This is a genomic window from Tabrizicola sp., from assembly GCF_041913445.1.
GTDB lineage: Bacteria > Pseudomonadota > Alphaproteobacteria > Rhodobacterales > Rhodobacteraceae > Tabrizicola.
On sequence record NZ_JAYSFG010000002.1, the window covers coordinates 161,073 to 187,739 of the forward strand.

Consider the following 26,667-nt stretch of genomic DNA (forward strand, 5'->3'; position numbering starts at 1 on the left):
GTCAGGCCCGGTCGTCCTTGGGGCTGCCCATCACGACGAAGGTGGTGATCGCGCGGACCTGGGGCAGGGTGCCGAGGACGTCAGTGTGCCAGTGCTTGTAGGCCGCAAGGTCAGCGCATTCGACCCGCAGGAGGTATTCGACAGTGCCGGTGATGTTGTGGCATTCGCGCACCTCGGGCGCGCGGGCGGCGGCGCGTTCGAAAGCCTCTTGCGCGGCCTTGGTGTGGGAGCCGAGGCCGACGGTGACATAGGCGACGAAGCCGATCCCAAGCTTCGCTGGGTCGAGGACGGCGCGGTAGGACTTGATGATGCCCGCCTTTTCCAGCGCCTGGACGCGGCGGAGGCAGGCGGAGGGGGAAAGGCCCACGCGGTCGGCGAGCGCAAGGTTGGGCTGGCGCGCGTCGCGGGTCAGTTCGCGCAATATCCGGTGGTCGATGTCGTCAAGTTTCGTCATTTGTTGTGAAGATTGCCTTGGTGATGGCATCTTTGCAATCCCTCACCGTCCAGGGCGCTGCAGGATTGCGGGCATGACATATGACCTGTTCCTTGCCCTTCTGGGCTTTGCCTTCGTCACCTCGGTCACGCCGGGGCCGAACAACATGATGCTACTGGCCAGCGGGGTGAACTTCGGCTTCCGCCGGACGGTGCCGCATATGCTGGGGATCAGCATGGGCCATGCACTGATGGTGTTCCTGGTGGGCTTGGGGCTGGCGGGGGTGTTCACGGCCTGGCCGCTGGCGCTGACGGTGCTGAAGGTGGCCTCGGTCGCCTACATGCTGTGGCTTGCCTGGAAGATCGCCCATGCGGGCGCGCCGGGAGAGGGGCGGGTCAAGCCGCAGCCGATGACCTTCCTGCAGGCGGCGGCCTTCCAGTGGGTGAATCCCAAGGCCTGGGCGATGGCGCTGGGGGCGGTGTCGGCCTATGTGGTCGAGCCGTCCGTCTGGGCCTATGCGGCGGTGGCGGGGGCCTTTGCATTGGTGAACCTGCCCTCGGTGTCGGTCTGGGCGGGCATGGGCCAGGCGGTGCGGCGCTGGCTGGAGGGGCCGGGGCGGCTGAAGGCGTTCAACTGGACGATGGCGGGGCTATTGGTGCTGTCCTTGTGGCCGGTGGTGACGCTGGAGATGTGAGGGGCCGGACTTTTCGAAAAGTCCGGGACGGAGCCTTCGAAGGCTCCGGTCCGATTTCTTTGAAGAAATCGGTTCAGCGCACCCACAAACCTTCGCGCTTCAGGGTGTTGCGGATCATCTGTTCTCGCCTTGGCAAGTTCGCGCGGTCGAACAGCGCCCGGGCCTTGGTGCCTTCGCCCTGGATGACCATCCGCTTGAACTGTCCCCATTGGCGGAGGTCGGGACGGAGTTGGTCCGCGAGGCCTTCCAGCAGCGCGACCGCCCGGTCGCTTTCGCGGGCGTAGAGCAGCGGGAGGGTGCGGTAGTGGCAGGTGGCGGAGCCGTCGAGGGGCGCGAGGTCCGGGCCGGGGCGGCCGCCGCCGAAGGAATGGATGACGAGGGGGAGCGTGATCTGGTCTAGCCAGGGGTAAAGCTCCTGGCAGACCAGTTCCTCGGGTGGGTTGGCGCGGATCTCCTTGGCCCAGGCGAGGAAGCGGTTGCCGAAGGCGCGGGGGCTTTGGTGGAAGAACCAGCCTGCGTTGAAGTAGAGGAAGCGCTGCCAGTAGTCGTCGGGGTGGCTGGGGTCGAGGCTGCTTTCGAAGTCGAGGTCGAAGCGGTCGTAGAGCGCCTTCCAGGTCTCGGTCGCGGTGGGGCCATAAAGCTCGACCTTGGGCCAGGTGTTCTCGCGCCGCATCGAGGCGGAGGGGCGGGTGAAGTCGAAGGGGATCTCCGACAGCGGCCCGGTGACCAGCGTATCGGTGTCGAGGAAGAGGAAAGGCGCGTCCGGAAGTTCGGCCAGTGCCTCGATCTTGTTGCCGTGCGGGTAATCGGAGCCGAAGGCGCGGGTCTCGAAGGGGAGGATCGTGGCGCCAAGGGCGGTGAGGCGCTTGCGGGTCCGGTCGGAGATGCGGGGGTCGTCCTGCCACTTTGGGCCGGGCTGGGGTTCGGCGATGAAGAGGGTGCCGGGGAAGCCGGGATCGGAGTGGCGGAGCGAGGCGGCGAGCAGGATCGCCTCATGCTCCAGCCGGCCGGCCTGGGCGATTGCGAGGATGTTGAAGCTCATGAAGGGGTGAAGCGGAGCGAGAGGCAGGACATGCCGCCGTCCAGCTTGGCGCATTCGGAGTTGCCGATCTCACGCACAGTGAAGCCTGCCTTTGCGATGGCGTCGCGGGTGCGCGGGAAACCGGCGGGCATCAGGACGAGGTCGTTGAAGCGGATGGTGTTGGCGGCGGCTTCCTCGCCCTCGGGGACGTCGATGACGGTGTAGCCCGCGAAGCAGCCGGAGGCAGAGAGGCGGGTGGTGGAGAGGATGGTCTCGGCATCCAGAAGCGAGCAGTCGGTCTTGAAGTGGAGGACGCCGGGGGGTGTGTGGACTTCGCGGACGGTGTGGCCCCAGGGGGCGACGAGGCGGGTGAGTTCGGCGATCCCGGCGGCATTGGTGCGGGCGGAACGGCCGACCAGGATCTCGCGGTCGGTCACCAGGATGTCGCCGCCTTCGATGAAGCTGTCCGCGCCGGTGACCTGCACGACGGTCGTGTAGAGGGCCTTGAGGTGGGGGGTCATCTCGGCGGCCTCGCCCAGGCGGGAGGGCGCGCCGGGGCGCATGACGACAGCGCCTTGGGGGAGGCAGAGGGCGGTGTCCTCGACGAAGACGGAATCGGGGTAGGCCTCGAGCGGTGGGAGTTCGATGACGGTGGCCCCGGTGCTGCGCAGGGTGGCGATGTAGGCGTCGTGGTGCGCCTGCATCAGGGCGAGGTCCGGGGTGCCGGTGTCGACGGCGCGGAGGCCCCGGGTGATCGAGGCCGAGGGGCGGCGGGTTATGGCGTGGGTGAAGTGGGTCGAGACGGACATGGGGACCTCGGGGCGCTGCGCGACTTGTGTGGCACCCCGATGGGGCGTGACGCAAGGGGGGGACGCGGGCGGCGGGCCGTGCTAGGACGGGGCAACGCAGAAGGAGCAGGTCATGACCATCACCAATGCCGAAGAGCTGGAGGGCCTGAAGGCCATCGGGCGCATCGTGGCCGACACCCTGCAGGGCATGGCGCGGGCGATGGAGCCCGGAATGACGACGCGCGAGCTTGACGCGATCGGGCGGCGGATGCTGGAGGCTGAGGGAGCGCAATCGGCCCCCGAGGTGACCTATGGCTTTCCGGGTGCCACCTGCATCAGCGTGGGCGAGGAGATCGCGCATGGGATTCCGGGCGACCGGGTGCTGAAGGCGGGGGATCTGGTGAACATCGACGTCTCGGCCGAGAAAGGCGGGTTCTTCGCCGATACGGGTGCGAGCTTCGCCTTGGGCGAGGTGCGGCCCGAAGTGGCTCGGCTCGCGCGGGACGGGCGGCGGGCGATGGAGCTGGGCGTGGCGCAGGTGCGGTCGGGCCGTCCCTTGGCCGAGATCGGCAATGCCGTGGGGCGGTTCGCGGCGAAGCGGGGCTATTCGCTGATCCGCAACCTGGCAAGCCACGGGGTGGGGCGGTCCTTGCACGAATACCCCGAGGAGATCGCCACCTGGCCCAACCGCGACCGGCGGCGCATTCACCGGGGGCTCGTGCTGACGGTGGAGCCGTTCCTGTCGCTGGGTGGACGCATGGCGGTGCAGGACAGCGATGGCTGGACCCTGCGCGCCGCGCCCAAGGCGCTGGCGGTGCAGTATGAACATACGGTGGTGGCGACGGAGCGCGGGCCGCTGGTGGTGACGCTTCCTGGTGGAGCGGGGGCCTCGCGGGCCTGATCCCTGTCCCGGGAGCGGAGGGTTGGATGACGAGGATCGACGCGGGAGAGGTCCGGCTGTCCGGCTGGCTGATCTGCGCCACCGAGGCGGAGGCGGCGGCGGTCCGCGCCCATCTGCCGGACCACCTGGCGCTGACCCGCGCCGAGCCGGGGTGCCTGTCGTTCCAGGTGACGGAAGCCGGCCCGCTGACCTGGCGGGTCGAGGAGCGGTTCCGCGACGGGGCCGCCTTCGACGCCCATCAGGCCAGGACCCGCGCATCGGCCTGGTACGCGGCCACCGCGGGGATCAGACGGCAGTACCAGGTGGAGGGCAACTGAGGCGACAGCGCCCGCCCGGAAACCCAGGGCGAGGTCCAGGGTCTGGAAGACTGGCCGGAGGCCTTAGGGCACAACGCGCGGATCGGCCCCACCTGCGTCGAGTGGTGATCCACGGTGAGACGGGGCGTCTTGTGGGGTTCGGCGGGCTGTTCGACATAACCCGCGCCCTGACGGCTTTGCGCGACGAACATGTCGCCTTGGGCAGCAGTCTGGCAAAGCTGGGTGCCGTCCAGGCCGGGGCCTAGCCCGCCCAGGGCAGCGTCAGGGCCGGGTGGAACAGCCAGCGCCACCAGGCGTGGTCGAGGAACTGTCCGGCGAGGATCAAGAAGGCGGTGGCCAGGGTTGCCGTCATGGCGACGACGTACCAGAGCGCGGTGATCAGGCGCGACCGGGAGCGGGCGGGGTGTGCGGCCTCGGCCGCCTGGGTGCCGTCCCAGCGGCCGGGGCGCAGACCGGCGGCGCGGGGGGCGGCGAACGCGTAAGCGCGGGCCGCGAGGCTGCGCAGGGTCCAGGTAGCAAGGAAGGCCACGGCGCCCAGGGCCAGCGCGATCTGACCGTTCAGCGCGGCGGCCTCGTCGGGGGTCAGGTCCTGCGTCCAGGGCGCCCAGTCGCCGGCGGTGGTGATCAGGCCGCGGGCGGCGAAGAAGGGCAGCGCGCAGAGGGTGGTCAGGATCGACAGGGCGGGGATGCGCCAGCCGGCTTGCGCGACCAGACCCCGCAGGCGGCGCAGCTCGAAGGCGGCGGACAGTCGGTCCTCGGCCGCGAGATGGGCCAGCATCAGCGGCAGGGTGGGCAGGATGAGGGCCGCCAGGAGAGCGCCGAACAGGAAGACCAAGGGGCCGACGAAGGCCTGTTCGTAGCCCTTGTTGAAGGAGTTCTCCCACCCCGCCCACCAGGCGCCAAGCCAGAGGAGGGTGAAGGGCAGGGTCCAGGCGAGAAGCGCGGTGAGCGCCATGAGGCCCGCGCGGATGTTCGCGGCGAGGCCCCCCAGCGCGCGGGCGAGGCGGCCGGTGGGGCGGCCTTCCACCTCGCGCGGGCCGAAGAGCCAGCCGGGGGTTTCCTCGGCGGCCCCGAAGCGGTCGCGGGCAAGGTGGCCCTGGCGGCGGGTCAGCCAGCCAAGCGCGATGACGGCGGTGACGGGGCCGGCGCAGAGGAAGGTGCCGATTGTGCCGTTCAGCAGGAAGCGGCCAAGGCGGGCCAGGCGGCCGGGACCGTAGACGGCGGGGGAGAGCGCGGGTTCGGGGAGATGGGTCACAGGAAGATCTCCTCGACGGCGCGGCCCTCGGCGCTGGAGGCGGCGAAGCCCATGGCGGCCGCGATGGTGGGGGCGATGGCGGACTGGTCGACGGGCCGGTCGACCACGCCTTTCCCGATGCCGGGGCCGAAGATCACGGCCCAGGTCTCATGCGCCGAGCGGGAGTTGAAATGGTGCTGGAAGGGCACCTCCGCGAGCGGGTTCGCGTCGCGGCCGCAGTCGGGGGTGATCACGAAGATCGTGTTGTCGCGGTAGAACGGGTCGGCGTCGGCGGCGGCGACCAGGCGCTGCAGGCCTTCGTCGATGATCGCGATGGCGCGGGTGTAGTGGCTGGGGTTGCCCCAGTGGACGTAGTCCGGGTCCTGGTAGTTCACCATCATCAGGCGGGGCTGCAGTTCCCGCATGGCGCGGACGGAAAGCTCGGTCAGAAGACGGTCCCCGCGCGGATTCTTCAGGCCGGTATCGCCGAAGTCCTGCCGCCAGCGCGCCCAGAAGGCGGTGACTTGCGGAGAGGGGTCGGGGGTCGCGCCGCGTGGGTCCTTGGTGAGGAGGGCCGCGCGTTCCTCTTGCACCTTCAGAAGCTCATCCTCGGGCAGGCGACCCTCGGCCAGCTGCATGGCGGTGCGGTAAAGCTTGTAGCGGTGGAGGCTAAGCATCTCGGACCGGACGTCGAGGCCGAAATGGTCGCCCCTCCCGAAAGCGCCGGAGCCGAAGGTGAAGAATTCCTCCTGCGGGCGGTCCTCGCCGTTCACCAGCAGGACCTGGTGCGAGGGGATGTCGAAGGCGCGGCGGAGGTATTCGAAAAGGGTGGGTTCGGTCGGCTCCAGCTGGTCACCGACGCCGGGCAGCTCGCGGTAGGCGAGGTAGCGGCCGGTGAGGAGGTTGAGCGTGCCCTCGGCATGGGAGGTGTTCACGCCCTCGAGCTTCTCGATGCGGAGATCGGGGATGAAGGTGCCGCGCGGGGCGAGGACATGGCGCAGGTAGGGCGCCCAAGTTGCGGCCTCGTCGATGGTTTCAGCGCGCCGGACGCCGCCGCCGAAGCGGACGAGGATGACATTCGGTCCACGGTAGGATGGCTGCGCGAAGGCCGGTCGGGTGGCCAGACCGGCGGCAAGCCCCAGCGATCCGAGGGTGAAGCTGCGACGGTGCATGCGAGGCCTCCAGAGCACTTGTTAATGCGATTAACATTGCATGAATCCCGCAGTCTGGCGAGTGATTCGTTCGGCCGGGCCCAAAGAGGGCGGCAGGCGCTTTTGTTGCGCTGAAGGCGATCCAGGCGATGACGCCGGATGGATCGGTCAGGTCAGAAGAGCGCCCGTGGCGAACACGACAAGGCCGCCGATGCAGGCCAGGGCCAGGGGCCACACCGGAAGGCGATCCCCCTTCTGGTCGCCCTCGGCGAGAGAGGCGGCGAAGAGTTCCGCGAAATGCTGGTCGAAGCGTCCGTCCATCATCGTGGTTTCCTTTCGCCTGTCCGGGTCAATCGAAGGTCGGGATCCAGGTGGCATCCAGAGCGAATTTCACCTGGTCCGGCGCGATCACAAGCGCCAGGGTCGCCGTGTAGGCGAGAGCGAAGAGCACCAGGGAGATATAGCCGGAGCGGCCCTGGTGGGAGGGGCGGAGGAGGGTCTTCACAATGCCGCCCTCCGGATGGGGGCCGGGCGCGCCGGTTTACCGACGGTTGCCCCAAGCAAAGCGTCGCGCAGGACCTTCCCCCTGGCCCAGGGACCGAAGCCCGAGGCCACGTTGATATGGCCGGCATGGCCCAGATCGATCAGGTCGCTGCCCCAGGCCTGCGCCAGATGTGCCGCGCGGTCGTAGCTCATCCAGGGGTCATTGCGGCTGGCGACCACGGTCGTCGGGATGTCCATCCGCAGTTCGGGAATCGCACCGAAGTGGCCGATACGGTCGTTTCCCAGGGTCTCGGCCGGGGCGACCAGCAGGGCACCCCTGACCCGCAGATGCGGCCATGTCGCCAGAAGCCGCGCAATCAGCACTGCGCCGAGGGAATGGCCGACAAGGATGCTGCCGGGGTGTTGCAGGATCATCGAGGCCAGCTCGATCTGCCACACGGCCGGAACGGGGCGGCCCGGATCGGACAGGTCCACCATCAGCGCCCTCGGATCGGTCGCGGCCCACCAGTGCTGCCAGTGTGGATCCGGCGAGCCGTCGAGGCCAGGGACGATCAGTGTCTTGGTCATCGGAAGCTCCACAGGTTGCGACTCGGTCTGGTTAAATCTAGCAAGTTTGTCGTGTATTTGGGTTCCAAAGACGGCGCAGGAAAGGGAAGGCCATTCTCCGGACGCCCCTAGCGCGTGAGTGTGTCGACCGGGTAGGCGGTGGTGAACTTCATCCGCTCCATGGCGAAATGGCTGGTGACATTCTTGATCGGCACCGCATCGGTCAGGCGCTTGTAGAGACGGTCGTAGGCCTGCATGTCCGCCACCGCCACGCGCAGGAGATAGTCGATCTCGCCGGCCATGCGGTAGACTTCCATGATCTCGGGGATCGCCTCGGTCGCCTTGGCGAAGCTTTCGCGCCAGTCGACCGAATGGTCCGGCGCCTCGATGCCGACGAAGACGGTCAGGCCGAAGCCGAGTTTCGTGGGATCGGCGAGGGCGACGCGGCCGGTCAGCACGCCCGAGGCTTCAAGCTTCTGGATGCGCTTCCAGCAGGGGGTCTGCGACAGGCCCGCCTTGTCGGCGATCTGGGCGATGGGAAGCGTAGCGTCGCGCATCAGTTCCGCCACGATCTTGCGGTCGATCAGGTCCAGGTCGGTCACGGTTCGGCTGCCTTTCTTGCCCGGCTGGTGGGCCTGGAGAGGAGCATGCCGGAAAACCAAATAAAGTCTACAGGCTTTATCGTGTATCTCTACGCGCGTGCGACAGCCTGCCGTTTCCCCTGTTTTCCTTGATGTTTTCCCGCAACGGGCGGGGGCTTTGCCGGGTGGTCGCGATTCGCGAGATTGATTCTCGGCATTCCTGGGCGTAGCTCTGGTCCATGATCACGCAGAAGATGAAATACGCTTTGAAGGCGCTGCTCGTCCTGGCGGACGAAGCGGGCAAGGGCCAGCCGGAACCCTTGACGATCGAAGAGATCGCCAAGCGGTCGGACACGCCCAAGCGCTTTCTGGAGCATATCCTGCTGGAAGTCCGCAACGCGGGCGTGATCGCGTCGATCCGGGGCAGGGCGGGCGGCTACGTGCTGATCAAGAAGCCGAACGAGATCTCGATCTCGGAGCTTCTGCGCACCATCGACGGACCGATCGCCCCGTTGCCCTGCCTGTCCCGCCGCGCCTACCAGCGCTGCGAGGATTGCGCGGACGAAGCGACCTGCCGCATCCGCAAGGTCTTTGCCGAGGTGTTCTGGTCCTACCTGGTGATGATCGAATCCCTGACGCTGCAGGACATGCTGCGGTCGGGCGCAGTGGCCGACCAGGTCATGGGCAGCGCGGCTGGCGCCTAAGCGACTTTAGGCAAAGGAAAATCTCCCAACGCCCACCCGCAGGCCCGTGTGTGGGGGTGGAGAATAATCTTCTATATACACGACAAACTTTGGCGTGAATTTTCCTTTGCCATACTCGACCAACTCTGTCGTTATTAGCGTCATAGGGGCCGGGAACGGTCGCCGCCGACGCAAGCGAAGGAGAACGAGATGACAGTTGCACGCCACCCTGATCCGACCGGACGGGCGATGCCGACCATCCCAGCCACGCTGGCGCAGGCATGTGCGGTCCGTCTGGTCGACCGTCGCACCGGGCAGACCCACCGGGTCAACGGCAGCCCGCTGGTCCTCTTCACCCGCTCGCCCGAGGAGGCCGCGGCCGAACTCCTTTCCGGCCGCGATGCGTCGGTCTGGGAGGCGCGGATCGAGCCGATCGGGGCTGCCCCGCAAAGCGGGCGAGGCGGCGCATGACCGCGTCCACGCCCATCCCGCAAACCATTTTGGGCCTCGTGCCCTATCGGCCGATCAAGGCCGCTCCGCAGCAAATTCAACTGGAGAAGTCCATGCCTGCCACCATCACCCCGTCGGCCGCCGCCTCCCTTCAGGACAGCCGCGCAACCATCTCCGACGCGACCCGCCGCCTGGTCGGCTGGCCGGTCAGCCGTCTGCGCAGCCTTCTTGCCGGGGCTGCGCTGGCGGTCCTGGGCCTGGGCGCTTCCCCCGTCCAGGTCCAGGCGGAAACGCTGCTGAACGTCAGCTACGACCCGACGCGCGAGCTTTACCGCGAGATCAACGAGGCCTTCACCGCCTTCTGGACCGCACAGGGCAACCCCGCGCCCGAGATCGAGGTGAGCCACGGTGGCTCGGGCAGCCAGGCCCGCGCCGTGATCGACGGGCTGGAGGCGCAGGTGGTGACGCTGGCGCTGGCGTCGGACATCGACAAGATCGCCGAGGCGGGCAAACTGCCTGCGGACTGGCAGACGAAGCTTCCGAACAACTCGTCGCCCTATACCAGCACCATCGTCTTCCTGGTGCGCGAGGGGAATCCGAAGGGCCTCAAGGACTGGGGCGATCTCGTGGCCGAGGGCGTGCAGGTCATCACGCCGAACCCCAAGACCTCGGGCGGGGCGCGGTGGAACTACCTGGCCGCCTGGGCCTGGGCCGAGAAGAACGGCAAGGATCCGAAGGAATTCGTGGGCGCCTTGTACAAGAACGTCCCCGTGCTGGACCAGGGTGCGCGCGGCTCGACCACCACCTTCGCGCAGCGCGGTATCGGTGACGTGCTGCTGGCCTGGGAGAACGAGGCCTACCTGGCGCTGAAGGAGATCGGCGAGGACCAGTTCGACATCGTGGTGCCTTCCGTCTCGGTCCTGGCCGAGCCGCCCGTGGCGCTGGTCGAGGGCAACATCAAGACGGACGAGCAGCGCAAGCTGGCCGAGGCCTACCTGAACTTCCTCTACTCGCCCGAAGGCCAGGCGATTGCCTTCAAGAACTTCTACCGCGCCTGGGATGCCTCGAAAGCCGCGCCGGAGGATGTCGCCCGTTTCCCGAAGCTGGAGCTTGTCGACATCGCCAGCTTCGGTGGCTGGGCCAAGGTGCAGCCCGAGCACTTCGGCGACGGCGGGATCTTCGACCAGATCTATGTGCCGAAGTGACGGGGCCCAAATGAGGCCGATGCTGAACCGTTCCCCCATGCCCGGCCTTGGGCTGAGCATGGGGATCACCCTGACGATGCTGTCCCTCGTCGTCCTGATCCCGATCGGTGCCCTTCTTCTGAAGGGCGCCAATTACGGTCTGGCGGGGATCTGGGAAACCGTGAACCGCGAACGGGTCTGGGCGGCGCTTTTCCTGTCCTTCCGCCTGTCGCTGATCGCGGCGCTGTTCAACCTGGTCTTCGGCGTCCTTCTGGCCTGGGTCCTGGTCCGCTACCGCTTCCCCGGCCGTCGCCTGCTGGACGCCGCCGTGGACCTGCCCTTCGCGCTGCCCACCGCGGTCGCCGGCATCTCGCTGACGGCCCTTTACGCCCCGAACGGGGCCTTCGGAGCCTTGGCCGCCGAGATCGGCTGGAAGATCGCCTACACCCAATGGGGCATCCTGATCGCGCTCATCTTCGTGGGCCTGCCCTTCGTCGCCCGCACCGTCCAGCCGGTGATCGAGGAGATCGAGCGCGAGGTCGAGGAAGCCTCCGCCACCCTGGGGGCCACGCGCCTGCACACGATCCGCCACGTGATCCTGCCGATGCTCCTGCCCGCCGCGCTGACCGGCTTTGCGCTGGCCCTGGCGCGGGCCGTGGGCGAATACGGGTCGGTCATCTTCATCGCCGGGAACATCCCGCTGGTGACCGAGATCGCGCCCCTTCTGATCATCATCCAGCTGGAAGAGTTCAACTATGACGCGGCTGCCGCCATCGGTATCGCGATGCTGCTCATCAGCTTCGCCATGCTTCTGGCCATCAACCTGATCCAGGTCTGGAGCCGCCGGAGGATCGGTCATGTCTGACGCAACCTTCCGCCCCGCGACCCAGGAGACGCCCCTTGCCCGCCGGATCCTGATCGGGCTGGCCGTCGCGGGCCTGGCGATCCTTGTCCTCGCCCCCCTGGTCGCCGTGTTTGTCGAGGCGCTGCGGGATGGCGTCATGGCCTCGCTGGAGAGCCTGACGCACAAGGACGCTTGGGCCGCGATCAAGCTGACGCTGACCATCGCCGCGATCTCGGTGCCCTTGAACGCGATCTTCGGGGTGGCGGCGGCCTGGTTCATCACCAAGTTCGACTTCCGCGGCAAGGCCTTCCTGATCACGCTGATCGACCTGCCGTTCAGCGTCTCGCCGGTGGTCGCGGGCCTCTGCATCGTGCTGACCTTCGGCGCGAATTCGGCCATCGGGGCCTGGCTTGTGGACCAAGGCTATCCCATCGTCTTCGCCATGCCGGGGATTATCCTGGCCACCATGTTCGTGACCTTCCCCTTCGTCGCGCGGGAGCTGATCCCGGTGATGATCGAACAGGGCCGGGCCGAGGAAGAGGCGGCGCTGACCCTGGGCGCGGGCGGCTGGCGGGTGTTCTGGACGGTGACGCTGCCGAACATCCGCTGGGCGCTTCTCTATGGCGTCCTTCTCTGCAACGCCCGCGCGATGGGGGAATTCGGGGCCGTGGCCGTCGTGTCCGGCAAGATCCGGGGCGAGACGGCGACGATCCCCACGACCATCGAGATGCTCTACCAGGAATACCTGTCCGTTGCGGCCTTCACGCTGGCCGCCGTGCTGGCGCTTCTGGCGCTGCTGACCCTCGTCCTGAAAACCCTGCTCGAGATGCGCCACGCCGACCAGCTGGCAGCAACCCACCGCCATTGAGGTTCCCCCATGCACATCGAAATCGACGAGATCTCCAAGCAGTTCGGCGCGACGGCGGCCCTGCATCCGGTGTCGCTGGCCATCCCCTCGGGCGCGCTGGTGGCGCTTCTGGGCCCCTCGGGATCGGGCAAGACCACGCTTCTGCGCATCCTGGGCGGGCTGGAATACCCGACCTCGGGCCGGGTGCTGTTTGACGGGCAGGACGCCACGGGCCTGACCGTGCAACAGCGCCGGGCGGGGTTCGTGTTCCAGAGCTATGCCCTGTTCCGTCACATGACGGTCTTCGACAACATTGCCTACGGCCTGAATGCCCGCCCCCGCGCCACGCGTCCGCAGAAGGCCGAGATTGCGCGGCGTGTGACGAAGCTCCTCGACCTGATCCAGCTGCCCGACATCGGCGCGCGGTATCCCAGCCAGCTTTCCGGCGGTCAGCGTCAGCGCGTGGCTTTGGCGCGCGCGCTCGCCATCGAACCGCGGATGCTTCTCCTTGACGAACCTTTCGGCGCCCTGGATGCCAAGGTCCGCAAGGAACTGCGCCAGGGCCTGCGTGACATCCACGACACCACGGGCCTGACCACCGTCTTCGTGACCCACGACCAGGACGAGGCGATGGAGTTGGCCGACCTGGTCGTCGTCATGTCCATGGGCCGGATCGAGCAGATCGGCAAGCCACAGGACATCCGCGCCCGCCCGGCCACGCCGTTCGTCCGGGAGTTCATCACGGCCTGAGGCAGGGGACACTTTCCTCCCCGCTTCCAGTCGCACGGGAAACGGCGCCGCCGCTGGAGACGGCGGGCTGCGCCGCCTGGGCGAGGGGGAGGTTGCCACACATGGTCGGCCGAAAGCTGGCGCAAATCCAGGTCTGGCTGCGCTGCCGCAACCGGAAAGATCTCATCGAGACTGGAATGGTGGGCGATCCTGGAATCGAACCAGGCATGAGTCGCCTCGGCGGAGTTACAGTCCGCTGCCACACCTTGTAGCATATCGCCCACTGCGGCGTCGTGTAATCAAGGGTGCGGGGGGCGTCAAGGGTTCTGGGCCAAGTTTTCGGCTTGCATCCCTGACCGCGCCCAAGCAAAGGTCCAGGCTGGTTTTCGAAGGGGTCTCACATGGCGGCGGGCGGCAAGAAACCGGCCTGGGTGGTGGAAAAGGAACGCGGCGAGAGGCGCGAGGCGCGTGAGACCGTGTGGCTTTTCGGCCTGCACGCGGTGCGCGATGCGCTGATGAACCCCAAGCGCGAGAAGCTGCGCCTGGTGCTGACGAAGAACGCGCTCGACAAGCTGGAAACTGCCGTCGCGGCCTCGGGCATGGAGCCGGAGGTCGTGGAGCCGCGCAACTTCCGGGTGCCGATTGACGAGGGTTCGGTCCACCAGGGCGCGGCGGTCGAGGTCAGGCCGCTGAACTGGGGAAAGTTCACCGACGTCTGCGCGGCGGGCGAGGGGCTGCCACTGGTCGTCCTGTTGGACCGGGTGACCGACCCGCACAACGTCGGCGCCATCCTGCGCTCGGCCGAGGTGTTCGGGGCGCGCGCGGTGATCGCGCCGAAGCATCATTCGGCCCCCGAGACCGGGGCCCTGGCCAAGACGGCAAGCGGGGCGCTGGAGCGCCAGCCCTACCTGAAGGTGACGAACCTGGCCGAGGCGATGGAAGCCCTGAAGGACATGGGGTTTACGCTGATCGGTCTGGACGGCGAGGCGCCGGTCGCGCTTTCAGACGCGGTTGCGGCGGTGAACGGGCGGCCCATCGGGCTGGTTCTGGGCGCGGAAGGGCCGGGGCTGCGGGAAAAGACGCGCGAGACCTGCGACGTGCTGGCACGGATTCCCTTTGCGGGGGCGTTCGGCAGCCTGAACGTCTCGAACGCTGCGGCGGTGTCGCTTTATGCGGCGACGCGGACGTGATCACGTCTTTGAGACGGGTCTTCAAACCCCGTCTTCTCTTCCTAAATGACATCGCAGAGGCACGGGACCGGAACCCCGTACTTCTCTTCACTGTCCCTCGTTCCGCGACTTGGCGCCCGAGGTTATCCTTGGGCGCCATTTTCTTTTCGGAGGCCCCATGCCGAGCGACGCCGACATCCGCGACATCCTGACATCGGTGAAGACGATAGCCCTGGTGGGCTGGTCGCCGAAGCCCGACCGTCCCAGTCACCGGGTGGCCGAATTCCTGAAGCGCAAGGGGTACCGGGTGATCCCTGTCAACCCGGGCCATGCCGGGGAACAGGCGCTGGGCGAGACGGTGGTGGCGACGCTGGCCGAAGCGGGGCCGGTGGACATGGTCGACATTTTCCGCCGCAGCGATGAAGCGGGTGCCGTCGCTGACGAGGCGGTGCGGATCGGGGCCAAGGTGGTCTGGATGCAGATCGGTGTCGTGGACGAGGCGGCTGCGTCGCGGGCGCGGAACGCGGGGCTGCGGGTGGTGATGAACCGCTGCCCGGCCATCGAAATCCCGCATCTGGGGCTTTGACGCCGGAATTTTCGAAAATTCCGGTTCGGAGCCCTTGAAGGCTCCGGTCCGATTTCTTCGAACAAATCGCTCAGCGCCCGGCTTTCTCGGCGATCCCCGAGGTGCCTTCGCGACGGTCCAGCTCGGCCAGCACGTCCTGCAGCGTCACGTCCCTTGCGGCGAGCATGACGAGGAGATGGTAGAGCACATCCGCCGCCTCGGCCGTCAGCCGGGCGCGGTCGCCCTTGACGGCCTCGATGATCGCCTCGACGGCCTCTTCCCCGAACTTCTCGGCGCATTTCTCCGGCCCCTTGGACAGGAGCTTCGCGGTCCATGAGGTTTCGGGGTCGGCGCCCTTGCGGGCAGCGATGGTGGCAGCAAGGCGGTCGAGGGTCATGTGAGCCTCACGGGGATGCCGGCGGCGGCCATGTGGGCCTTGGCCTGGCCGATCGTGAAGGTGCCGAAGTGGAAGATCGAGGCGGCAAGGACGGCGGAGGCGTGGCCTTCGGTGATCCCTTCGACGAGGTGGTCGAGCGTGCCGACCCCTCCGCTGGCGATGACGGGGATGTCCACGGCATCGGCGATGGCGCGGGTGAGGGGGAGGTTGAACCCGGCGCGGGTGCCGTCGCGGTCCATCGAGGTGAGGAGGATCTCCCCCGCGCCCTTCGCGGCCACGGTCCGGGCGAAGTCGACGGCGTCGATGCCCGTCGCGCGGCGGCCGCCGTGGGTGAAGATTTCCCACCGGCCGGGCTCGACGGTCTTGGCGTCGATGGCGACGACGATGCACTGCGACCCGAACCGGTCGGCGGCTTCGGCCACCACGTCCGGGCGGGCGACGGCGGCGGAGTTGAAGCTGACCTTGTCGGCCCCGGCGAGGAGGAGCTTCCGCACGTCCTCGGGCGTGCGGACGCCGCCGCCGACGGTGAGTGGCATGAAGCACTGTTCCGCCGTCCGGGTGACGAGGTCGTACATGGTGGACCGGTTGTCCTCGGTCGCCATGATGTCGAGGAAGCAGAGCTCGTCCGCGCCGGCGGCATCATAGGCCTTCGCGGCCTCCACGGGGTCGCCCGCGTCGATCAGGTCGACGAAGTTGACGCCCTTCACCACGCGACCGTCGGCCACGTCGAGGCAGGGGATGATGCGGGTCTTGAGCATGGGGGGAGGAATGCCGCGTGGGGGGCGGAAAAGCAAGCGGGTTTGAAACAGGGGGCGTCCACGGTGGACAATTCTGGATTCCATTGCGGAATCAGTGTCTTGCGCGCGGACGGAAAGGATCTATTAACCCGATGGTTAACGCGGACTGGCCATTCGCGCCACCGCGCCGCGCGAGATCAGGATGTGGAAGGGCATGACGAGGCCCAGGTAGGCCCGGCCCCAAGCATTGTGCGGGTGGACCCAGGTGGACATGAACATCCGCCCGTCCTGCCGGATCAGGCCGATGCGGAAGTCGAGGTGCTTGTCGTCGGTGCCGAGGATGAGTTCCTCGTCCGTCTCATGGCAGGTGGGGAAGATCGGCTTGTCCGGCTCGCCCGTCTTGAGGCCGAAGGGCCGCACCAGGGTGTTGCGGAGGGCCAGGAGAGCGGCCGCCCAGCCCGGCAGCGCCAGGCCCCGGTCTGCGGCTTCGCGCGGGGTGAGGGTCGAGGCAACGGAGTAACAATCGAGAAAATCGCCGGGTTGGTGCAACGACCAGAGCGAGGAGGCGCGGGGGAGGATGTCGGGGCGGACCATGGCGTGAGGCTGCGCCTGTACCGGGCAAAGCGACATGGGGCGTGAGGTCGCAGGGCGCGTTAGGTCGCCGGGACCGCTCGTCGGTCGACTTCGTCCCTCCTCGCCGGCGCAGGGCCGGGATCTGCGACGAACGAGGAGCGTTGCGTCGCGGGCACCCCGATGCTTTCCTTCTGCGCATGCGAAGATTGCGCAAGTGATCCCGAAGCCGGGGGCGGAGGGACGGTTCCTGGCGATCATGGAGCCGAGGAGTTACCTGGAGTTCGATCGGGATGTCCCACGACTGAATGCTGGGCGCCCCTGGGAGGCCGCGCTGATGGATGCGACGGGCCTGCCAAAGTCGGGCGGGGCGCAGCAGTTGGCGGTGCGGCGGCTGCCGGAGGCCGAGTTCGCCGCCATTGTCCGGGCGGGCTTGCCTGACGATCTGGAGCGGCAGGAGGCCAACCGCTATGGGCCGGGGGTGGCCGAGCCGGTGGTCCCGTTCGAGCGTCCGGTGATCGAGCGGCTGGTCAGCAGGCCCTACCGGGACGTGGCGTTCCGGCGGAAGGTGCGCGAGGCCTATGACTACCGCTGCGCGATGTCCGGCCTGCGGTTGCGCAACGGTGGCGGGCGGCCCGAAGTGAACGCGGCGCATATCCGGCCGGTGGAGCGTCAGGGGAGCGATTTTGTCCGCAATGGACTGGCCCTGTCGGGAACGCTGCACTGGATGTTCGACCGAGGATTGATTTCGGTGGCCGACGACCGGGAACACACGATCCTTGTCTCGCGGAACAAGGTGCCGCGTGAGGTGGCGGATCGGCTGATCGTGCCGTCGGGGCGGCTGGTTCTGCCCGAAGACCAACGGAACTGGCCGCATCCAGACAATCTGCGCTGGCATCGGGAGAACGTCTTCGGCCAGGTGAGCCTGGAGGGGCCGTCGCCCTGGGAGTGACGGGTCCGCTCGGCGGTGGATTTCGTCCTTGCTCGCTGGGTTGCGCCTTGCAACGAGGAGTCGAAGGCGAACGAGGAGCTATACCTTGAGGGTCTTCAGCGCCTGGGCGAGGTCAATGGCCCCGTCGTAAAGCGCGCGGCCGGAGATGGCGCCGGCGATGACGCCGGTGTCGCGGAGCGCGATCAGGTCCTCCATGCGGGAGACGCCGCCGCTTGCAATGACGGGGATCGTCACGGCCCGGGCGAGGGCTTCGGTCGCCTCGATGTTCGGGCCCTGCATCGCGCCGTCTCGGTCGATGTCGGTGTAGATGATGGCGGCGACGCCGGCGTCCTCGAACGACTTGGCGAGGTCGGTGGCCATGACGTCGGTCTCCTCCGCCCAGCCCTTGGTCGCCACGCGGCCCTTGCGGGCGTCGATGCCGACGGCGACCTTGCCGGGGAAGGCTTTCGCGGCTTCGCGCACCAGGGCGGGGTTCTCCACGGCGACGGTGCCGAGGATGACGCGGGAGAGGCCTTTTTCCAGCCACATCGCGATGGTCGCCATGTCGCGGATGCCGCCGCCAAGCTGGGCGGGCACGCGCACGGCCTTGAGGATGGCCTCGACGGCGGCGGCGTTCACCGGCTGGCCGGCGAAGGCGCCGTTCAGGTCGACGAGATGCAGCCATTCGCAGCCAGCGGCCTGGAACTTCAGCGCCTGGGCGGCGGGGTCGTCGCCGAAGACGGTGGCCTCGGACATCTCGCCGCGGAGGAGCCGGACGCACTGGCCGTCTTTCAGGTCGATGGCGGGGTAGAGGATCATGGCGGGCTCCGTCCTTGGTCGAGGGGTCTTTGGCATGGGAGGGCGCGAATGAAAAGCGTGCAAACGCGACCCGACGTCACGCTTGATCGGTTCTGCGGCTGGCGCAAAGTCGTGCGCGCAGGGACATTGCGGAGGAGAGTGCAGATGAAGATTTTCGCTTATGCGGCGGCGCTGGCCGTGCTGGCGGGGACGGCCTGGGCCGATCCGGTCGAGGGGGTGTGGCAGACCCGGAAGGATGACAACGGGAATTTCGGGCATGTCGAGATCAAGCCCTGCGGGCCTGCGTTCTGCGGCACGCTGATCCGGGCCTTCAATGGTGAGGGCAAGGAGATCGAAAGCCCGAACGTCGGCCGCAGGATCGTCTGGGATATGGTTGCCTATTCGGACGGGCTTTATGACGATGGCAAGATCTACTCGCCCGACCGCGACAAGGAGTACAACGGCGACATGACGCTGGCGGGCGACAGCCTGAAGGTGCGCGGCTGCGTGCTGGGGATCTGCCGCGACGGCGGGACCTGGCAGCGGGTGAAATAGCGGATTTCGGGTCGCCATTGCCCGTGGCTTCGGGCAGGAAGGCGGGATGAAACCGATCGACTGGATGCTTCTTTGGACCCTCTCCCTGTTGTGGGGAGGGTCTTTCCTTTTCAACGAGCTGGCGCTGGCGGGCTTGCCTGCGGTCAGTATCGTCTGGGGTCGGGTGGCGCTGGCGGCCCTGGTGCTGGGGCTGGTGGTCCGGGCCTCGGGGCAGGGGATGCCGGGGCGCGGGGTGTGGCCGGCGCTGGCGGTGATGGGGGTCATGAACAACCTGGTGCCGTTCACGCTCTTCGTGCTGGCGCAGGGGCAGATCACCGGGGCCTTGGCCTCGGTCCTGAACGCGACGACGCCGCTCTTCACCGTGCTGGTGGCGCATGTGGCGACCCGGGACGAGAGGTTGACGCCGGTGAAGGCGGTGGGCGTCGGCCTCGGGTTCTCGGGCGTCGTCGTGATGATGGTGGGCGAGGATTTGGGGGGTGAGTTGCTGGCGATCCTGGCCTGCCTTGGCGCAGCGCTGTCCTATGGGATTGCAGGGGTCTGGGGGCGGCGGTTCAAGGCGGCCGGGGTGACGCCCTTGCAGACGGCGGCGGGGGTGGTGACCTGCAGTGCGGTGATCCTGACGCCGGTCTGGCTGGCGGTGGACCGGCCCTGGGCGTTGGCGTCTCCTGGGTGGTCCCCTGTGCTGGCGGTGGTGGCTCTGGCGGTGTTGTCCTCGGCGGTGGCCTACCTGATCTTCTTCCGGATCCTGGCGCGGGCGGGGGCGACGGCGATCTCATTGGTCACCTTCCTGATCCCGTTCAGCGCGGCCGGTCTGGGTTGGCTGGTGCTGGGGGAACGGCTGGAGGCGCGGCATTTCGCGGGGCTCGCGCTGATCCTCGGCGGGCTGGCGCTGATGGAACGCGCAAGGGTCGCGCGGCGTTGAGCGCGGAAAGGGGGCGGGACATGACACCTTCGGCGATTCTGGAAACGGCGATCTATGTCGCGGACCTCGCGGCGGCGGAGGCGTTCTACGCGGGGCTTCTGCGGCTGGAGGTGATCGCGAAGGTCGAGGGGCGGCATGTGTTCTTCCGGGTGGGTCCGGGGGTGCTGCTGGTCTTCAATCCGGATGCGACCGAAGTGCCCTCGGGCAATCCCGACCTGCCGGTGCCCACGCATGGCGCGCGGGGGGAGGGGCATGTCTGCTTTGCGGCCAGCCGGGAGGAGATCGAGGGTTGGCGGCTGCGGTTCTTCGCATCGGATGTCGCTGTGGAGGCGGAGTTCGACTGGCCGAACGGAGCGCGGTCGCTTTATGTCCGCGATCCGGGCGGGAACTCGGTGGAGTTCGCCGAGCCGCGGCTCTGGGATTAACCGAAGATCGACCAGCCGGTGCGGCGGGTGAGAAGCTCCAGCGCCTCGGTTCCGAGCTGGGAATTGCCCTGCTGGGTGAGGCCGGGGGACCAGACGGCGATGGAGGCTTTGCCCGGCGCGATGGCGAGGATGCCGCCGCCGACGCCGGACTTGGCGGGCAGGCCCACGCGGAAGGCGAAATCGCCCGAGGCGTCGTAGTGGCCGCAGGTCAGCATCAGGGCGTTGATCCGGCGGGTGCGCTCGGTGGAGATCAGGTGCTGGAGGCCCGCCAGGAAGCGACCGGCGCGGGCGAGTTGCTCGACGCTCATCGACACGGCGCATTGGTGGAAATAGGCGCCGAGGGTCAGCTCCGGCGGGTTCGTCAGGTTGCCATGCGCCTTCAGGAAATGGGCGAGCGCAAAGTTCCGGTGGCCGGTTTCGGTTTCCGACTTCGCTACGGCGCGGTCGATGTGGATGTCCTCGTCCCCCGCGGCGGTGCGGAGGAAGGTGAGGAGTTCGGCCAGGTATTCCTTGGGCGGGCGGGTCCCAAGGGCCGCATCGGTGGTGACGATGGCGCCCGCGTTGATGAAGGGGTTCCGGGGGATGCCGTCTTCGCTTTCGAGCTGGAGGATCGAGTTGAAGGCAAGCCCAGAGGGTTCGCGCCGGACGCGGGTCCAGAGCTGGTCGCCCAGGCGGCCAAGCGCGATGGCCAGCGCGAAGACCTTGGAGATCGACTGGATCGAGAAGGGCGTGGCGCTGTGCCCGGCGGAGTGTTGCGCGCCGTCGGCGAGGCAGACCGAGATGCCGAACTGGGCGGGATCGACGGCGGCAAGCTGGGGGATGTAGTCGGCGACCTGGCCGCGGTCGGTGCGGGCGGCCATTTCGCCCGCGATCCCGGCCAGGATGTCGGGAAGGCTCACGGCGTCCAGCGGAGGAAGTTGCCGATCAGGCGAAGGCCGGCGGCCTGGGATTTTTCGGGGTGGAACTGGGTCCCGAGGATGTTGTCGCGGCCGACGATGGCGGTGATGTCGCCAGCGTAGTCGCAGAAGGCCAGCCGGTGCGAGGGATCCATCACGCGGAAGTGGTAGGAGTGGACGAAATAGGCGTGGTCGCCTGTCTGGATGCCGTCGAGGACGGGGTGGGGATGGTCGACGATCAGGTCGTTCCAGCCCATGTGCGGGACCTTCAGCGACCGGTCCGCGGGTTCGATCTTCACGACGTCGCCGGGGATCCAGCCGAAGCCCGCCGTCTCGCGGTATTCGTGGCCGCGCGAGGCGAGCATCTGCATGCCCACGCAGATGCCGAGGAAGGGGCGGCCCTTGCGGATGACGGCGTCCTCGATGGCTTCGAAGAGCCCGCCATAGCTGCCGAGTGCCTGTCGGCAGGCCGGAAAGGCGCCGTCGCCGGGCAGGACGATGCGGTCGGCGCGGGCCACGTCCTCGGGCCGCGAGGTGACGAGGATGTCACCGCCGCCAACCTCTGAAGCCATGCGCTGGAAGGCTTTCTCGGCGGAGTGGAGGTTGCCGGAATCGTAGTCGACGAGGACGGTCAGCATGTGTCTATCCGATGCGCGGGCGGAGAGTGCGGGAGCCTCCGGCGGGGATATTTCAGCAAAGATGAAAGGCTAGAGCGCGCCCTTCGTGGAGGGGAGCGCGTCGCCCAGGCGGGGGTCGGGTTCGACAGCCTGGCGCAGGGCGCGGGCGACGGATTTGAAGGTCGCCTCGGCGATGTGGTGGCTGTTCAGCCCGTGCAGCTTGTCCACGTGGAGCGTGATGCCGCCGTGGGTGGAGAGGGCCTGAAAGAATTCGCGCACCAGCTCGGTGTCGAAGGTGCCGATCTTGGGGGTGGGCATGTCGACGGTCCAGATGAGGTAGGGCCGGGCGGAGAGGTCGAGCGCCGTGGCGATCTGGGCGTCGTCCATCGCGAGCCGGAAGTGGCCGTAGCGGCGGATGCCGCGCTTGTCGCCCAAGGCCTTGGTCAGGGCCTGGCCGAGCGCGATGCCCACGTCTTCCACGGTGTGGTGGTCGTCGATGTGGAGGTCGCCCTTGGCGCGGATGGTGAGGTCGATCAGGCTGTGGCGCGCCAGCTGGTCGAGCATGTGGTCGAAGAAGCCGACGCCCGTCTGGCAGTCATGCGCGCCGGTGCCGTCAAGGTTGACGGTGACCGTGATCTCGGTCTCGGCGGTCTTGCGGGCGACGGTGGCCTGGCGCATGGGCATCCCCTTGGTGACGCGGGCGTTATAGGCCGCGGGGCGGGCGAGGGGAAGGCGCTTCCCGTCGCCCGGTATGCAGGTGATGCAGGCCGGGCGCAGTCCGCACGCGTGGCCGGTGGTTGCATTCGGGTCGCAAATGATTATCCCCTTTGCCAAATTCCGGGCTTAATATGGCCCAGACTTGCCGCAAGACATTGCGACGACATTGATTGGAGTGGGCGTGATGCCTGACATTTTTCCCGTTCTCTTGTGTGGCGGGTCGGGGACCCGGCTCTGGCCCGTGTCGCGGAAGAGCTTCCCCAAGCAGTTCGTGCCGCTTGCCGGTCAGGGGACCCTGTTCCAGGCCGCGGCCGAGCGGATGCGCGGGGCTCCGGCGGTGAAAAGCCCGCTGGTCATCACCAACTCGGACTTCCGGTTCATCGTGGCCGAGCAGCTTGCGGCGGAAGGGATCGCTCCGAGTGCGATCCTGATCGAGCCTGCGGCGCGAAACACGGGGCCCGCGATCCTGGCGGCGGCGCTGCACCTGGAGGCCCAGGATCCCGAGGCGATGCTTCTGGTGATGCCGACGGACCATTCGATCCCGGACGCCCCGGCCTTCCGCGTTGCCGTGGCGGCGGGTGTGCCGCGGGCGGCGGCGGGGCGGATCGTCACTTTCGGCGTGCGCCCGGACCGGCCGGAGACGGGCTATGGCTGGATCGCGGTCAAAGGGACCCCGGTCGAGGGCGAGGCCCTGCCGGTCGAGCGGTTCGTCGAGAAGCCGCCACGGGAGAAGGCCGAGGCGATGCTGGCCGAAGGGCGGTTCCTGTGGAACGCGGGGATCTTCCTCGCCTCGGCCCGCGTGCTGGTCGCGGCCTTCGAGGCCCATGCGCCGGACCTTGTCGGCCCGGTGCGCGCGGCCGTCGAAGGGGCACGCCGTGACCTCGACTTCCTGCGGCTGGCCGAGGCGCCCTGGGACGGGGCGCGCGACATCTCGGTCGACTTCGCGGTGATGGAGAAGGCGGACAATATCGACGTGGTGCCGTTCGGGGCCGCGTGGTCGGACCTGGGCGACTGGAACGCGGTCTGGCGTGAGAACGGCAGCGGGACGGTGCAGCAGGGGGCGGTGACGGCCATCGACTGCGAGGGGAGCCTGCTGCGGTCCGAGGTCGAGGGGCAGCATGTGGTGGGGATCGGGCTGTCGGACCTGGTCGTCGTGGCGATGCCGGATGCGGTCCTGGTGGCCGACCGGTCGCGGGCGCAGGACGTGAAGACCGCGGTGGCCGAGATGAAGGCCAGGTCGGTCCGCCAGGCCGAGGTCTTTCCGCGCGACCACCGGCCCTGGGGCTGGTTCGAGACGCTGGCGCTGGCCGACCGCTTCCAGGTGAAGCGGATCGTGGTCAAGCCCGGCGCGGCGCTGTCGCTGCAAAGCCACATCCACCGGGCGGAGCACTGGATCGTGGTCTCGGGGACTGCGCAGGTGACGGTGGGCGACGAGGTGAAGCTTCTGACAGAGAACCAGTCGGTCTACGTGCCGCTGGGCGCGATCCACCGGCTGGCCAACCCGGGCAAGGTGCCCGTTGTGCTGATCGAGGTGCAGACCGGGGCCTACCTGGGAGAGGACGACATCATCCGCTACGAGGACATCTATGATCGCAGCAACGAAAAGGTGGCCCCGCGATGACCGGTGACGACATCCTCGAGGGGCTCGCCGTCGTGATGGCGCATCCCGATGACGAGGTCCTCTGGGCCGGGTCGGTGCTGAAGGCGGCCGAGAAGGTCATCGTGGTCTACGGCGAATGGCCGGGGGCGGACATCATCAGTGCAGGGCGCCGGGCGGCGATGGCGGAGTTTCCGCTGCCGACGCTGGACTGGGTGCAGATCCGGGAGACGGGCGTGTTCGACAGCGCCTCGTGGCCCGAGGTGCGCGAGACGGAGTACGGCCTTTATCCGCATCGGGCGCTGGCGATCCTGGACAACTTCAACCCCGACCAGTACCGCGCCCAGTTCGAAACGCAGCGCGAGGCCCTGCGGCCGCGGCTGGCGGGGATCCGGAACGTGATCGCGCATGGGCCATGGGGCGAGTATGGCCACGAGGAACATGTGCAACTGTTCCGCGTGGTGGCGAGCCTGGCGGCAGAGATGGGGTTCCGGCTTTGGGTCCCGGCCTATTTCGCGCCGAAGTCCGAAGCGCTGATGCGGCGGAACCTGAAATATTGCGGCAGGCCGACCCGTCCGTTTCCGATCGACCAGGACTTCGCGCAGGGGATTGCGCAGCTCTATAAGCGGACGAAGTGCTGGACCTGGTTCGACAGCTATGTCTGGCCTGAAACCGAGCGGTTCCTTCCCTGGTATGCCAATGGCGCCCCGGCGGGCGAGGCCGCACGGCCCGAGGAGATCGCGCGCATCCGGCTTCCCGCCGAGTTCGAGGCCAATCCCCGGCCCTGGGAAGGCCGCAAGCGCCGGATGAAGCGGCTGGCCCTGTCCTGGTGGAACGGGCGCAAGGCCGGCTAGGTGGAGATTCTTCAGACCACGCTGACCTGTGCCCTCACCCGCTGGTCGCCCGGCCTTGGCGACAATCATCCAGTGGGCTGGCTGACAGTCCTGGTCTACCTTGCGGCGGGGATCGCCTCGGTGCGGGCGGCTCTTCGGCGGGGCCGGGACGGGGAGGAGAGGACAGAGCGGCGGTTCTGGTGGATTGCGGCGGCGGTTCTGCTGTTCCTCGCGGTCAACAAGCAGCTCGACCTGCAATCGCTGCTGACGATGGTGGCGCGATGTCATGCCGTGCTCGCCGGCTGGTATGACGAGAGGCGCGGGATCCAGAAGGTCTTCATCGGGCTCGTCGCGGGCGGGGGCGTTGCGGCGATCGTACTGGGGGCGCTGATCCTGCGCGGGATACTGGATCGGATCTGGCTGGCGCTTGCGGGCCTCGCGTTCGTCTGCAGTTTCGTGGTGATCCGCGCCGCCAGCTTCCATGACATGGACGGACTGCTTGGCAGCGTCGCGATGGGGATGAAGGTGAACTGGCTTCTGGAACTGCCCGGTCCGCTTCTGGTCCTTGCCGTCGCCCTGCGCCGTGGACGCGCGCGGCAAGCGGGCTGACTGGCGGCTTCTCGAATCGAAATTTGGGCCTTCTGGTGTCCGGCGTCATCAAACTGCCCCAAAGTTGGGCGGCGGTGACCCGGCGCCCCCGTCTTAACAAAAAATTCACCGTTTCAGAATCCCGCACAATTTCCTCCGGAGAAGGAGTGGCGCGACCAGAAGTCGCGAACTCATCCGGCGGCATTTTCCTGTGGTCCGGTTCCCGGGGTTACAGAAACCCTTGGAAAAACTTGGCAATCATGTGGCGGAAGTTCGCTTTGTTGCCGCAAACCCCCCCAAGCCCCCATTGACAGCCCCGTTTCCAACCCGTCCCGCGCTCGCCGCAGAATACAACCTAAGCGTGTAACCCAATGAGAAGTAACCACTTTCTAAGTGATTCCTTACTTATGGCGAGATTGCGGCACCGGAACCACAGTGGTAGAAGCGTGTTGTGACGCAGACAGTGTTGCGAGTGTCAGGTTGCTATGCGGTCGGCAGGATAGTGCTGGCTAGGCAAAATTTTGCTCAACGATTGTACACCCTCGGAGGCGTTAAATATGGACGTTCGTTCTGACCTAAACGAGCCCAATTTCGAACGGCCTTCGATGACTGTCGGTCAAGGATGGGTACGGGTCCGCAAGGAGCCTCTGTACCGCCGCTTGGCCAAACGCTGGATGGACATCGCCCTTGTCATCATGGTCGTTCCGTTCGTCGTGCCCGTGGTGCTGATGCTTGCGCTGGTGCTGAAGGCGACCGGACATTCCCCGTTCTTCTGCCAGGACCGCGTCGGCAAGGGCGGGCGCGTCTTCAAGCTGTGGAAGCTGCGCACCATGGTGCCGGACGCCGACGCGCGGCTACGGGCCTATCTGCAGGCCGACGAGGCGGCGCGGCAGGAATGGGAAGCCTTCCAGAAGCTGTCGCGCGATCCGCGCATCACCGCGTTCGGCCAGTTCCTTCGCAAGAGCTCGCTGGACGAGCTGCCGCAGCTTTGGAACGTCCTGGTGGGCGACATGAGCCTGGTCGGACCGCGCCCGATGATGGTGGAACAGCAGGACCTTTACCCGGGCAGCGCCTATTATGCTCTGCGTCCCGGCCTGACCGGAACCTGGCAGATCTCGGACCGCAACCAGTCCACCTTCGCGCAGCGCGCCGATTTCGACGCCGAGTACGAACGCAACCTTTCGTTCCTCAGTGATTTGAAGATCCTGTTTGCGACTGTGGGTGTGGTCCTGCGGGCGACTGGGAAGTAACCGAGGCGCCGTCAGGTGGGGTCCGCGGGCTGCTGGTGATCCAGGCGAACAGCGCGACACCCGGCAAGAGGATGACGCTTCCCGTCACGGGATAGGCAAGCAGCACCAGCCAGAGTGGAAAGCCGTAGACGAACAGGACCACCGAAACGCTGGCTGCGCCGAACAGAGCGATCAGAACCAGGCCCAATGCCAT

Annotated in this window: 36 protein-coding genes and 1 tRNA gene; 20 read left to right on the top strand and 17 right to left on the bottom strand. The window is 67.5% G+C overall.

Annotated elements, in window-relative coordinates; all coding sequences use genetic code 11:
• Nucleotide 1 precedes the first annotated feature (1 nt).
• Complete coding sequence (locus tag ACE3Q6_RS03105; RefSeq protein ID WP_374428343.1) at nucleotides 2-454, bottom strand: Lrp/AsnC family transcriptional regulator; 453 nt, start codon at nucleotides 452-454, stop codon at nucleotides 2-4.
• A gap of 73 nt (nucleotides 455-527) precedes the next feature.
• On the opposite strand from ACE3Q6_RS03105, the gene ACE3Q6_RS03110 reads away from it, so the two are divergent.
• A complete protein-coding gene (locus tag ACE3Q6_RS03110) occupies nucleotides 528-1,127 on the top strand; it encodes a LysE family translocator (RefSeq protein ID WP_374428345.1) in 600 nt (199 codons plus the stop codon).
• A 73-nt stretch (nucleotides 1,128-1,200) separates the two neighbouring features.
• On the opposite strand, the gene ACE3Q6_RS03115 is transcribed toward ACE3Q6_RS03110, so the two are convergent.
• Nucleotides 1,201-2,169 (bottom strand): hypothetical protein, encoded by a 969-nt coding sequence (locus ACE3Q6_RS03115; RefSeq protein WP_374428347.1) that lies wholly within the window; start codon nucleotides 2,167-2,169, stop codon nucleotides 1,201-1,203.
• Nucleotides 2,166-2,957, bottom strand: a complete 792-nt coding sequence (locus ACE3Q6_RS03120) for a dimethylarginine dimethylaminohydrolase family protein (protein WP_374428349.1) — start codon at nucleotides 2,955-2,957, stop codon at nucleotides 2,166-2,168. The genes ACE3Q6_RS03115 and ACE3Q6_RS03120 overlap by 4 nt, the downstream gene beginning before the upstream one ends.
• A 112-nt stretch (nucleotides 2,958-3,069) precedes the next feature.
• On the opposite strand from ACE3Q6_RS03120, the gene map reads away from it, so the two are divergent.
• The 3 genes from map (at nucleotide 3,070) to ACE3Q6_RS03135 (ending at nucleotide 4,399) form a co-directional block, all read left to right on the top strand.
• Complete coding sequence (gene map, locus ACE3Q6_RS03125; protein ID WP_374428351.1) at nucleotides 3,070-3,837, top strand: type I methionyl aminopeptidase; 768 nt, start codon at nucleotides 3,070-3,072, stop codon at nucleotides 3,835-3,837.
• Nucleotides 3,838-3,863: 26 nt separating this feature from the next.
• Nucleotides 3,864-4,154 carry a putative quinol monooxygenase gene (locus ACE3Q6_RS03130; RefSeq protein WP_374428353.1) on the top strand — a complete coding sequence of 97 codons (291 nt, stop codon included), beginning with the start codon at nucleotides 3,864-3,866 and terminating at the stop codon, nucleotides 4,152-4,154.
• A 101-nt stretch (nucleotides 4,155-4,255) separates the two neighbouring features.
• On the top strand, nucleotides 4,256-4,399 hold the full coding sequence (locus tag ACE3Q6_RS03135; protein ID WP_374428355.1) for a hypothetical protein: 144 nt from the start codon (nucleotides 4,256-4,258) through the stop codon (nucleotides 4,397-4,399).
• Here the strand turns inward: ACE3Q6_RS03135 and ACE3Q6_RS03140 are convergent.
• From ACE3Q6_RS03140 to ACE3Q6_RS03165, 6 genes are all read right to left on the bottom strand, one after another.
• Nucleotides 4,396-5,409, bottom strand: coding sequence for a hypothetical protein (locus tag ACE3Q6_RS03140; RefSeq protein WP_374428357.1), 1,014 nt, complete (start codon nucleotides 5,407-5,409; stop codon nucleotides 4,396-4,398). The genes ACE3Q6_RS03135 and ACE3Q6_RS03140 overlap by 4 nt on opposite strands.
• Nucleotides 5,406-6,560 carry a hypothetical protein gene (locus ACE3Q6_RS03145; protein WP_374428359.1) on the bottom strand — a complete coding sequence of 385 codons (1,155 nt, stop codon included), beginning with the start codon at nucleotides 6,558-6,560 and terminating at the stop codon, nucleotides 5,406-5,408. The genes ACE3Q6_RS03140 and ACE3Q6_RS03145 overlap by 4 nt, the downstream gene beginning before the upstream one ends.
• Before the next feature lie 147 nt (nucleotides 6,561-6,707).
• Nucleotides 6,708-6,863 carry a hypothetical protein gene (locus ACE3Q6_RS03150; RefSeq protein ID WP_374428361.1) on the bottom strand — a complete coding sequence of 52 codons (156 nt, stop codon included), beginning with the start codon at nucleotides 6,861-6,863 and terminating at the stop codon, nucleotides 6,708-6,710.
• A gap of 25 nt (nucleotides 6,864-6,888) precedes the next feature.
• The gene (locus ACE3Q6_RS03155) at nucleotides 6,889-7,044 is read right to left on the bottom strand and encodes a hypothetical protein (RefSeq protein ID WP_374428363.1); all 156 of its coding nucleotides are present in this window, start codon (nucleotides 7,042-7,044) and stop codon (nucleotides 6,889-6,891) included.
• Complete coding sequence (locus ACE3Q6_RS03160; protein WP_374428365.1) at nucleotides 7,041-7,610, bottom strand: RBBP9/YdeN family alpha/beta hydrolase; 570 nt, start codon at nucleotides 7,608-7,610, stop codon at nucleotides 7,041-7,043. Before ACE3Q6_RS03160 ends, ACE3Q6_RS03155 begins: the two co-directional genes overlap by 4 nt.
• Before the next feature lie 107 nt (nucleotides 7,611-7,717).
• Nucleotides 7,718-8,191, bottom strand: a complete 474-nt coding sequence (locus ACE3Q6_RS03165; protein WP_374428369.1) for an Lrp/AsnC family transcriptional regulator — start codon at nucleotides 8,189-8,191, stop codon at nucleotides 7,718-7,720.
• A gap of 218 nt (nucleotides 8,192-8,409) precedes the next feature.
• On the opposite strand from ACE3Q6_RS03165, the gene ACE3Q6_RS03170 reads away from it, so the two are divergent.
• The 6 genes from ACE3Q6_RS03170 (at nucleotide 8,410) to ACE3Q6_RS03195 (ending at nucleotide 12,928) form a co-directional block, all read left to right on the top strand.
• Nucleotides 8,410-8,874 carry an Rrf2 family transcriptional regulator gene (locus ACE3Q6_RS03170; RefSeq protein WP_374428373.1) on the top strand — a complete coding sequence of 155 codons (465 nt, stop codon included), beginning with the start codon at nucleotides 8,410-8,412 and terminating at the stop codon, nucleotides 8,872-8,874.
• A 189-nt stretch (nucleotides 8,875-9,063) separates the two neighbouring features.
• Complete coding sequence (locus tag ACE3Q6_RS03175; protein ID WP_374428375.1) at nucleotides 9,064-9,324, top strand: hypothetical protein; 261 nt, start codon at nucleotides 9,064-9,066, stop codon at nucleotides 9,322-9,324.
• A 92-nt stretch (nucleotides 9,325-9,416) separates the two neighbouring features.
• Nucleotides 9,417-10,508 (top strand): sulfate ABC transporter substrate-binding protein, encoded by a 1,092-nt coding sequence (locus tag ACE3Q6_RS03180; protein ID WP_374428377.1) that lies wholly within the window; start codon nucleotides 9,417-9,419, stop codon nucleotides 10,506-10,508.
• A 10-nt stretch (nucleotides 10,509-10,518) separates the two neighbouring features.
• On the top strand, nucleotides 10,519-11,352 hold the full coding sequence (cysT, locus tag ACE3Q6_RS03185; RefSeq protein WP_374428379.1) for a sulfate ABC transporter permease subunit CysT: 834 nt from the start codon (nucleotides 10,519-10,521) through the stop codon (nucleotides 11,350-11,352).
• On the top strand, nucleotides 11,345-12,199 hold the full coding sequence (cysW, locus tag ACE3Q6_RS03190; RefSeq protein ID WP_374428381.1) for a sulfate ABC transporter permease subunit CysW: 855 nt from the start codon (nucleotides 11,345-11,347) through the stop codon (nucleotides 12,197-12,199). Before cysT ends, cysW begins: the two co-directional genes overlap by 8 nt.
• Nucleotides 12,200-12,208: 9 nt before the next feature.
• Nucleotides 12,209-12,928: a sulfate/molybdate ABC transporter ATP-binding protein gene (locus ACE3Q6_RS03195; RefSeq protein ID WP_374428383.1), complete on the top strand. Its 720-nt coding sequence runs from the start codon at nucleotides 12,209-12,211 to the stop codon at nucleotides 12,926-12,928.
• A 177-nt stretch (nucleotides 12,929-13,105) separates the two neighbouring features.
• On the opposite strand, the gene ACE3Q6_RS03200 is transcribed toward ACE3Q6_RS03195, so the two are convergent.
• Nucleotides 13,106-13,189: transfer RNA gene (locus tag ACE3Q6_RS03200), tRNA-Tyr, on the bottom strand.
• A gap of 119 nt (nucleotides 13,190-13,308) precedes the next feature.
• Between ACE3Q6_RS03200 and rlmB the strand changes: the two genes are divergently transcribed.
• Together rlmB and ACE3Q6_RS03210 are read left to right on the top strand one after the other, a co-directional pair.
• Entirely contained in the window at nucleotides 13,309-14,097 is a 789-nt protein-coding gene (gene rlmB, locus ACE3Q6_RS03205; protein ID WP_374428385.1) for a 23S rRNA (guanosine(2251)-2'-O)-methyltransferase RlmB, read from the top strand.
• A gap of 157 nt (nucleotides 14,098-14,254) precedes the next feature.
• The gene (locus ACE3Q6_RS03210; RefSeq protein WP_374428388.1) at nucleotides 14,255-14,662 is read left to right on the top strand and encodes a CoA-binding protein; all 408 of its coding nucleotides are present in this window, start codon (nucleotides 14,255-14,257) and stop codon (nucleotides 14,660-14,662) included.
• A gap of 70 nt (nucleotides 14,663-14,732) precedes the next feature.
• On the opposite strand, the gene ACE3Q6_RS03215 is transcribed toward ACE3Q6_RS03210, so the two are convergent.
• The 3 genes from ACE3Q6_RS03215 to ACE3Q6_RS03225 form a co-directional block, all read right to left on the bottom strand.
• Nucleotides 14,733-15,038: a phosphoribosyl-ATP diphosphatase gene (locus ACE3Q6_RS03215; protein WP_374428391.1), complete on the bottom strand. Its 306-nt coding sequence runs from the start codon at nucleotides 15,036-15,038 to the stop codon at nucleotides 14,733-14,735.
• On the bottom strand, nucleotides 15,035-15,796 hold the full coding sequence (gene hisF / locus ACE3Q6_RS03220) for an imidazole glycerol phosphate synthase subunit HisF (protein ID WP_374428395.1): 762 nt from the start codon (nucleotides 15,794-15,796) through the stop codon (nucleotides 15,035-15,037). The genes ACE3Q6_RS03215 and hisF overlap by 4 nt, the downstream gene beginning before the upstream one ends.
• Nucleotides 15,797-15,931: 135 nt before the next feature.
• The gene (locus tag ACE3Q6_RS03225; RefSeq protein WP_374428400.1) at nucleotides 15,932-16,369 is read right to left on the bottom strand and encodes a DUF2867 domain-containing protein; all 438 of its coding nucleotides are present in this window, start codon (nucleotides 16,367-16,369) and stop codon (nucleotides 15,932-15,934) included.
• Between the two features lie 193 nt (nucleotides 16,370-16,562).
• Here ACE3Q6_RS03225 and ACE3Q6_RS03230 point away from each other — a divergent pair, with 193 nt between their 5' ends.
• Nucleotides 16,563-17,297, top strand: a complete 735-nt coding sequence (locus ACE3Q6_RS03230) for an HNH endonuclease (RefSeq protein ID WP_374428404.1) — start codon at nucleotides 16,563-16,565, stop codon at nucleotides 17,295-17,297.
• Nucleotides 17,298-17,375: 78 nt separating this feature from the next.
• Here the strand turns inward: ACE3Q6_RS03230 and hisA are convergent, their stop codons facing one another.
• On the bottom strand, nucleotides 17,376-18,095 hold the full coding sequence (hisA, locus tag ACE3Q6_RS03235; protein WP_374428408.1) for a 1-(5-phosphoribosyl)-5-[(5-phosphoribosylamino)methylideneamino]imidazole-4-carboxamide isomerase: 720 nt from the start codon (nucleotides 18,093-18,095) through the stop codon (nucleotides 17,376-17,378).
• A 144-nt stretch (nucleotides 18,096-18,239) separates the two neighbouring features.
• Here hisA and ACE3Q6_RS03240 point away from each other — a divergent pair, with 144 nt between their 5' ends.
• The 3 genes from ACE3Q6_RS03240 to ACE3Q6_RS03250 are packed head-to-tail and all read left to right on the top strand — an operon-like array spanning nucleotide 18,240 to nucleotide 19,976.
• Nucleotides 18,240-18,629 (top strand): DUF2147 domain-containing protein, encoded by a 390-nt coding sequence (locus tag ACE3Q6_RS03240; protein ID WP_374428412.1) that lies wholly within the window; start codon nucleotides 18,240-18,242, stop codon nucleotides 18,627-18,629.
• Nucleotides 18,630-18,675: 46 nt separating this feature from the next.
• Complete coding sequence (locus tag ACE3Q6_RS03245) at nucleotides 18,676-19,551, top strand: DMT family transporter (RefSeq protein WP_374428414.1); 876 nt, start codon at nucleotides 18,676-18,678, stop codon at nucleotides 19,549-19,551.
• Between the two features lie 20 nt (nucleotides 19,552-19,571).
• Complete coding sequence (locus tag ACE3Q6_RS03250; protein WP_374428416.1) at nucleotides 19,572-19,976, top strand: VOC family protein; 405 nt, start codon at nucleotides 19,572-19,574, stop codon at nucleotides 19,974-19,976.
• Here ACE3Q6_RS03250 and ACE3Q6_RS03255 read toward each other — a convergent pair.
• From ACE3Q6_RS03255 to hisB, 3 genes are all read right to left on the bottom strand, one after another.
• On the bottom strand, nucleotides 19,973-20,875 hold the full coding sequence (locus tag ACE3Q6_RS03255; RefSeq protein WP_374428418.1) for a glutaminase: 903 nt from the start codon (nucleotides 20,873-20,875) through the stop codon (nucleotides 19,973-19,975). The two genes, ACE3Q6_RS03250 and ACE3Q6_RS03255, sit on opposite strands and share 4 nt — an antisense overlap.
• Nucleotides 20,872-21,510 carry an imidazole glycerol phosphate synthase subunit HisH gene (hisH, locus tag ACE3Q6_RS03260; RefSeq protein ID WP_374428420.1) on the bottom strand — a complete coding sequence of 213 codons (639 nt, stop codon included), beginning with the start codon at nucleotides 21,508-21,510 and terminating at the stop codon, nucleotides 20,872-20,874. The genes ACE3Q6_RS03255 and hisH overlap by 4 nt, the downstream gene beginning before the upstream one ends.
• Nucleotides 21,511-21,579: 69 nt before the next feature.
• The gene (gene hisB / locus ACE3Q6_RS03265; protein ID WP_374428422.1) at nucleotides 21,580-22,167 is read right to left on the bottom strand and encodes an imidazoleglycerol-phosphate dehydratase HisB; all 588 of its coding nucleotides are present in this window, start codon (nucleotides 22,165-22,167) and stop codon (nucleotides 21,580-21,582) included.
• A gap of 223 nt (nucleotides 22,168-22,390) precedes the next feature.
• Here hisB and ACE3Q6_RS03270 point away from each other — a divergent pair, with 223 nt between their 5' ends.
• The 4 genes from ACE3Q6_RS03270 (at nucleotide 22,391) to ACE3Q6_RS03285 (ending at nucleotide 26,474) form a co-directional block, all read left to right on the top strand.
• Nucleotides 22,391-23,827, top strand: coding sequence for a mannose-1-phosphate guanylyltransferase/mannose-6-phosphate isomerase (locus ACE3Q6_RS03270; protein WP_374428424.1), 1,437 nt, complete (start codon nucleotides 22,391-22,393; stop codon nucleotides 23,825-23,827).
• A complete protein-coding gene (locus tag ACE3Q6_RS03275) occupies nucleotides 23,824-24,657 on the top strand; it encodes a hypothetical protein (RefSeq protein WP_374428426.1) in 834 nt (277 codons plus the stop codon). The genes ACE3Q6_RS03270 and ACE3Q6_RS03275 overlap by 4 nt, the downstream gene beginning before the upstream one ends.
• The gene (locus tag ACE3Q6_RS03280; protein ID WP_374428428.1) at nucleotides 24,658-25,245 is read left to right on the top strand and encodes an isopropylmalate isomerase; all 588 of its coding nucleotides are present in this window, start codon (nucleotides 24,658-24,660) and stop codon (nucleotides 25,243-25,245) included.
• A 653-nt stretch (nucleotides 25,246-25,898) separates the two neighbouring features.
• Entirely contained in the window at nucleotides 25,899-26,474 is a 576-nt protein-coding gene (locus tag ACE3Q6_RS03285) for a sugar transferase (RefSeq protein ID WP_374428430.1), read from the top strand.
• Nucleotides 26,475-26,667 lie beyond the last annotated feature (193 nt).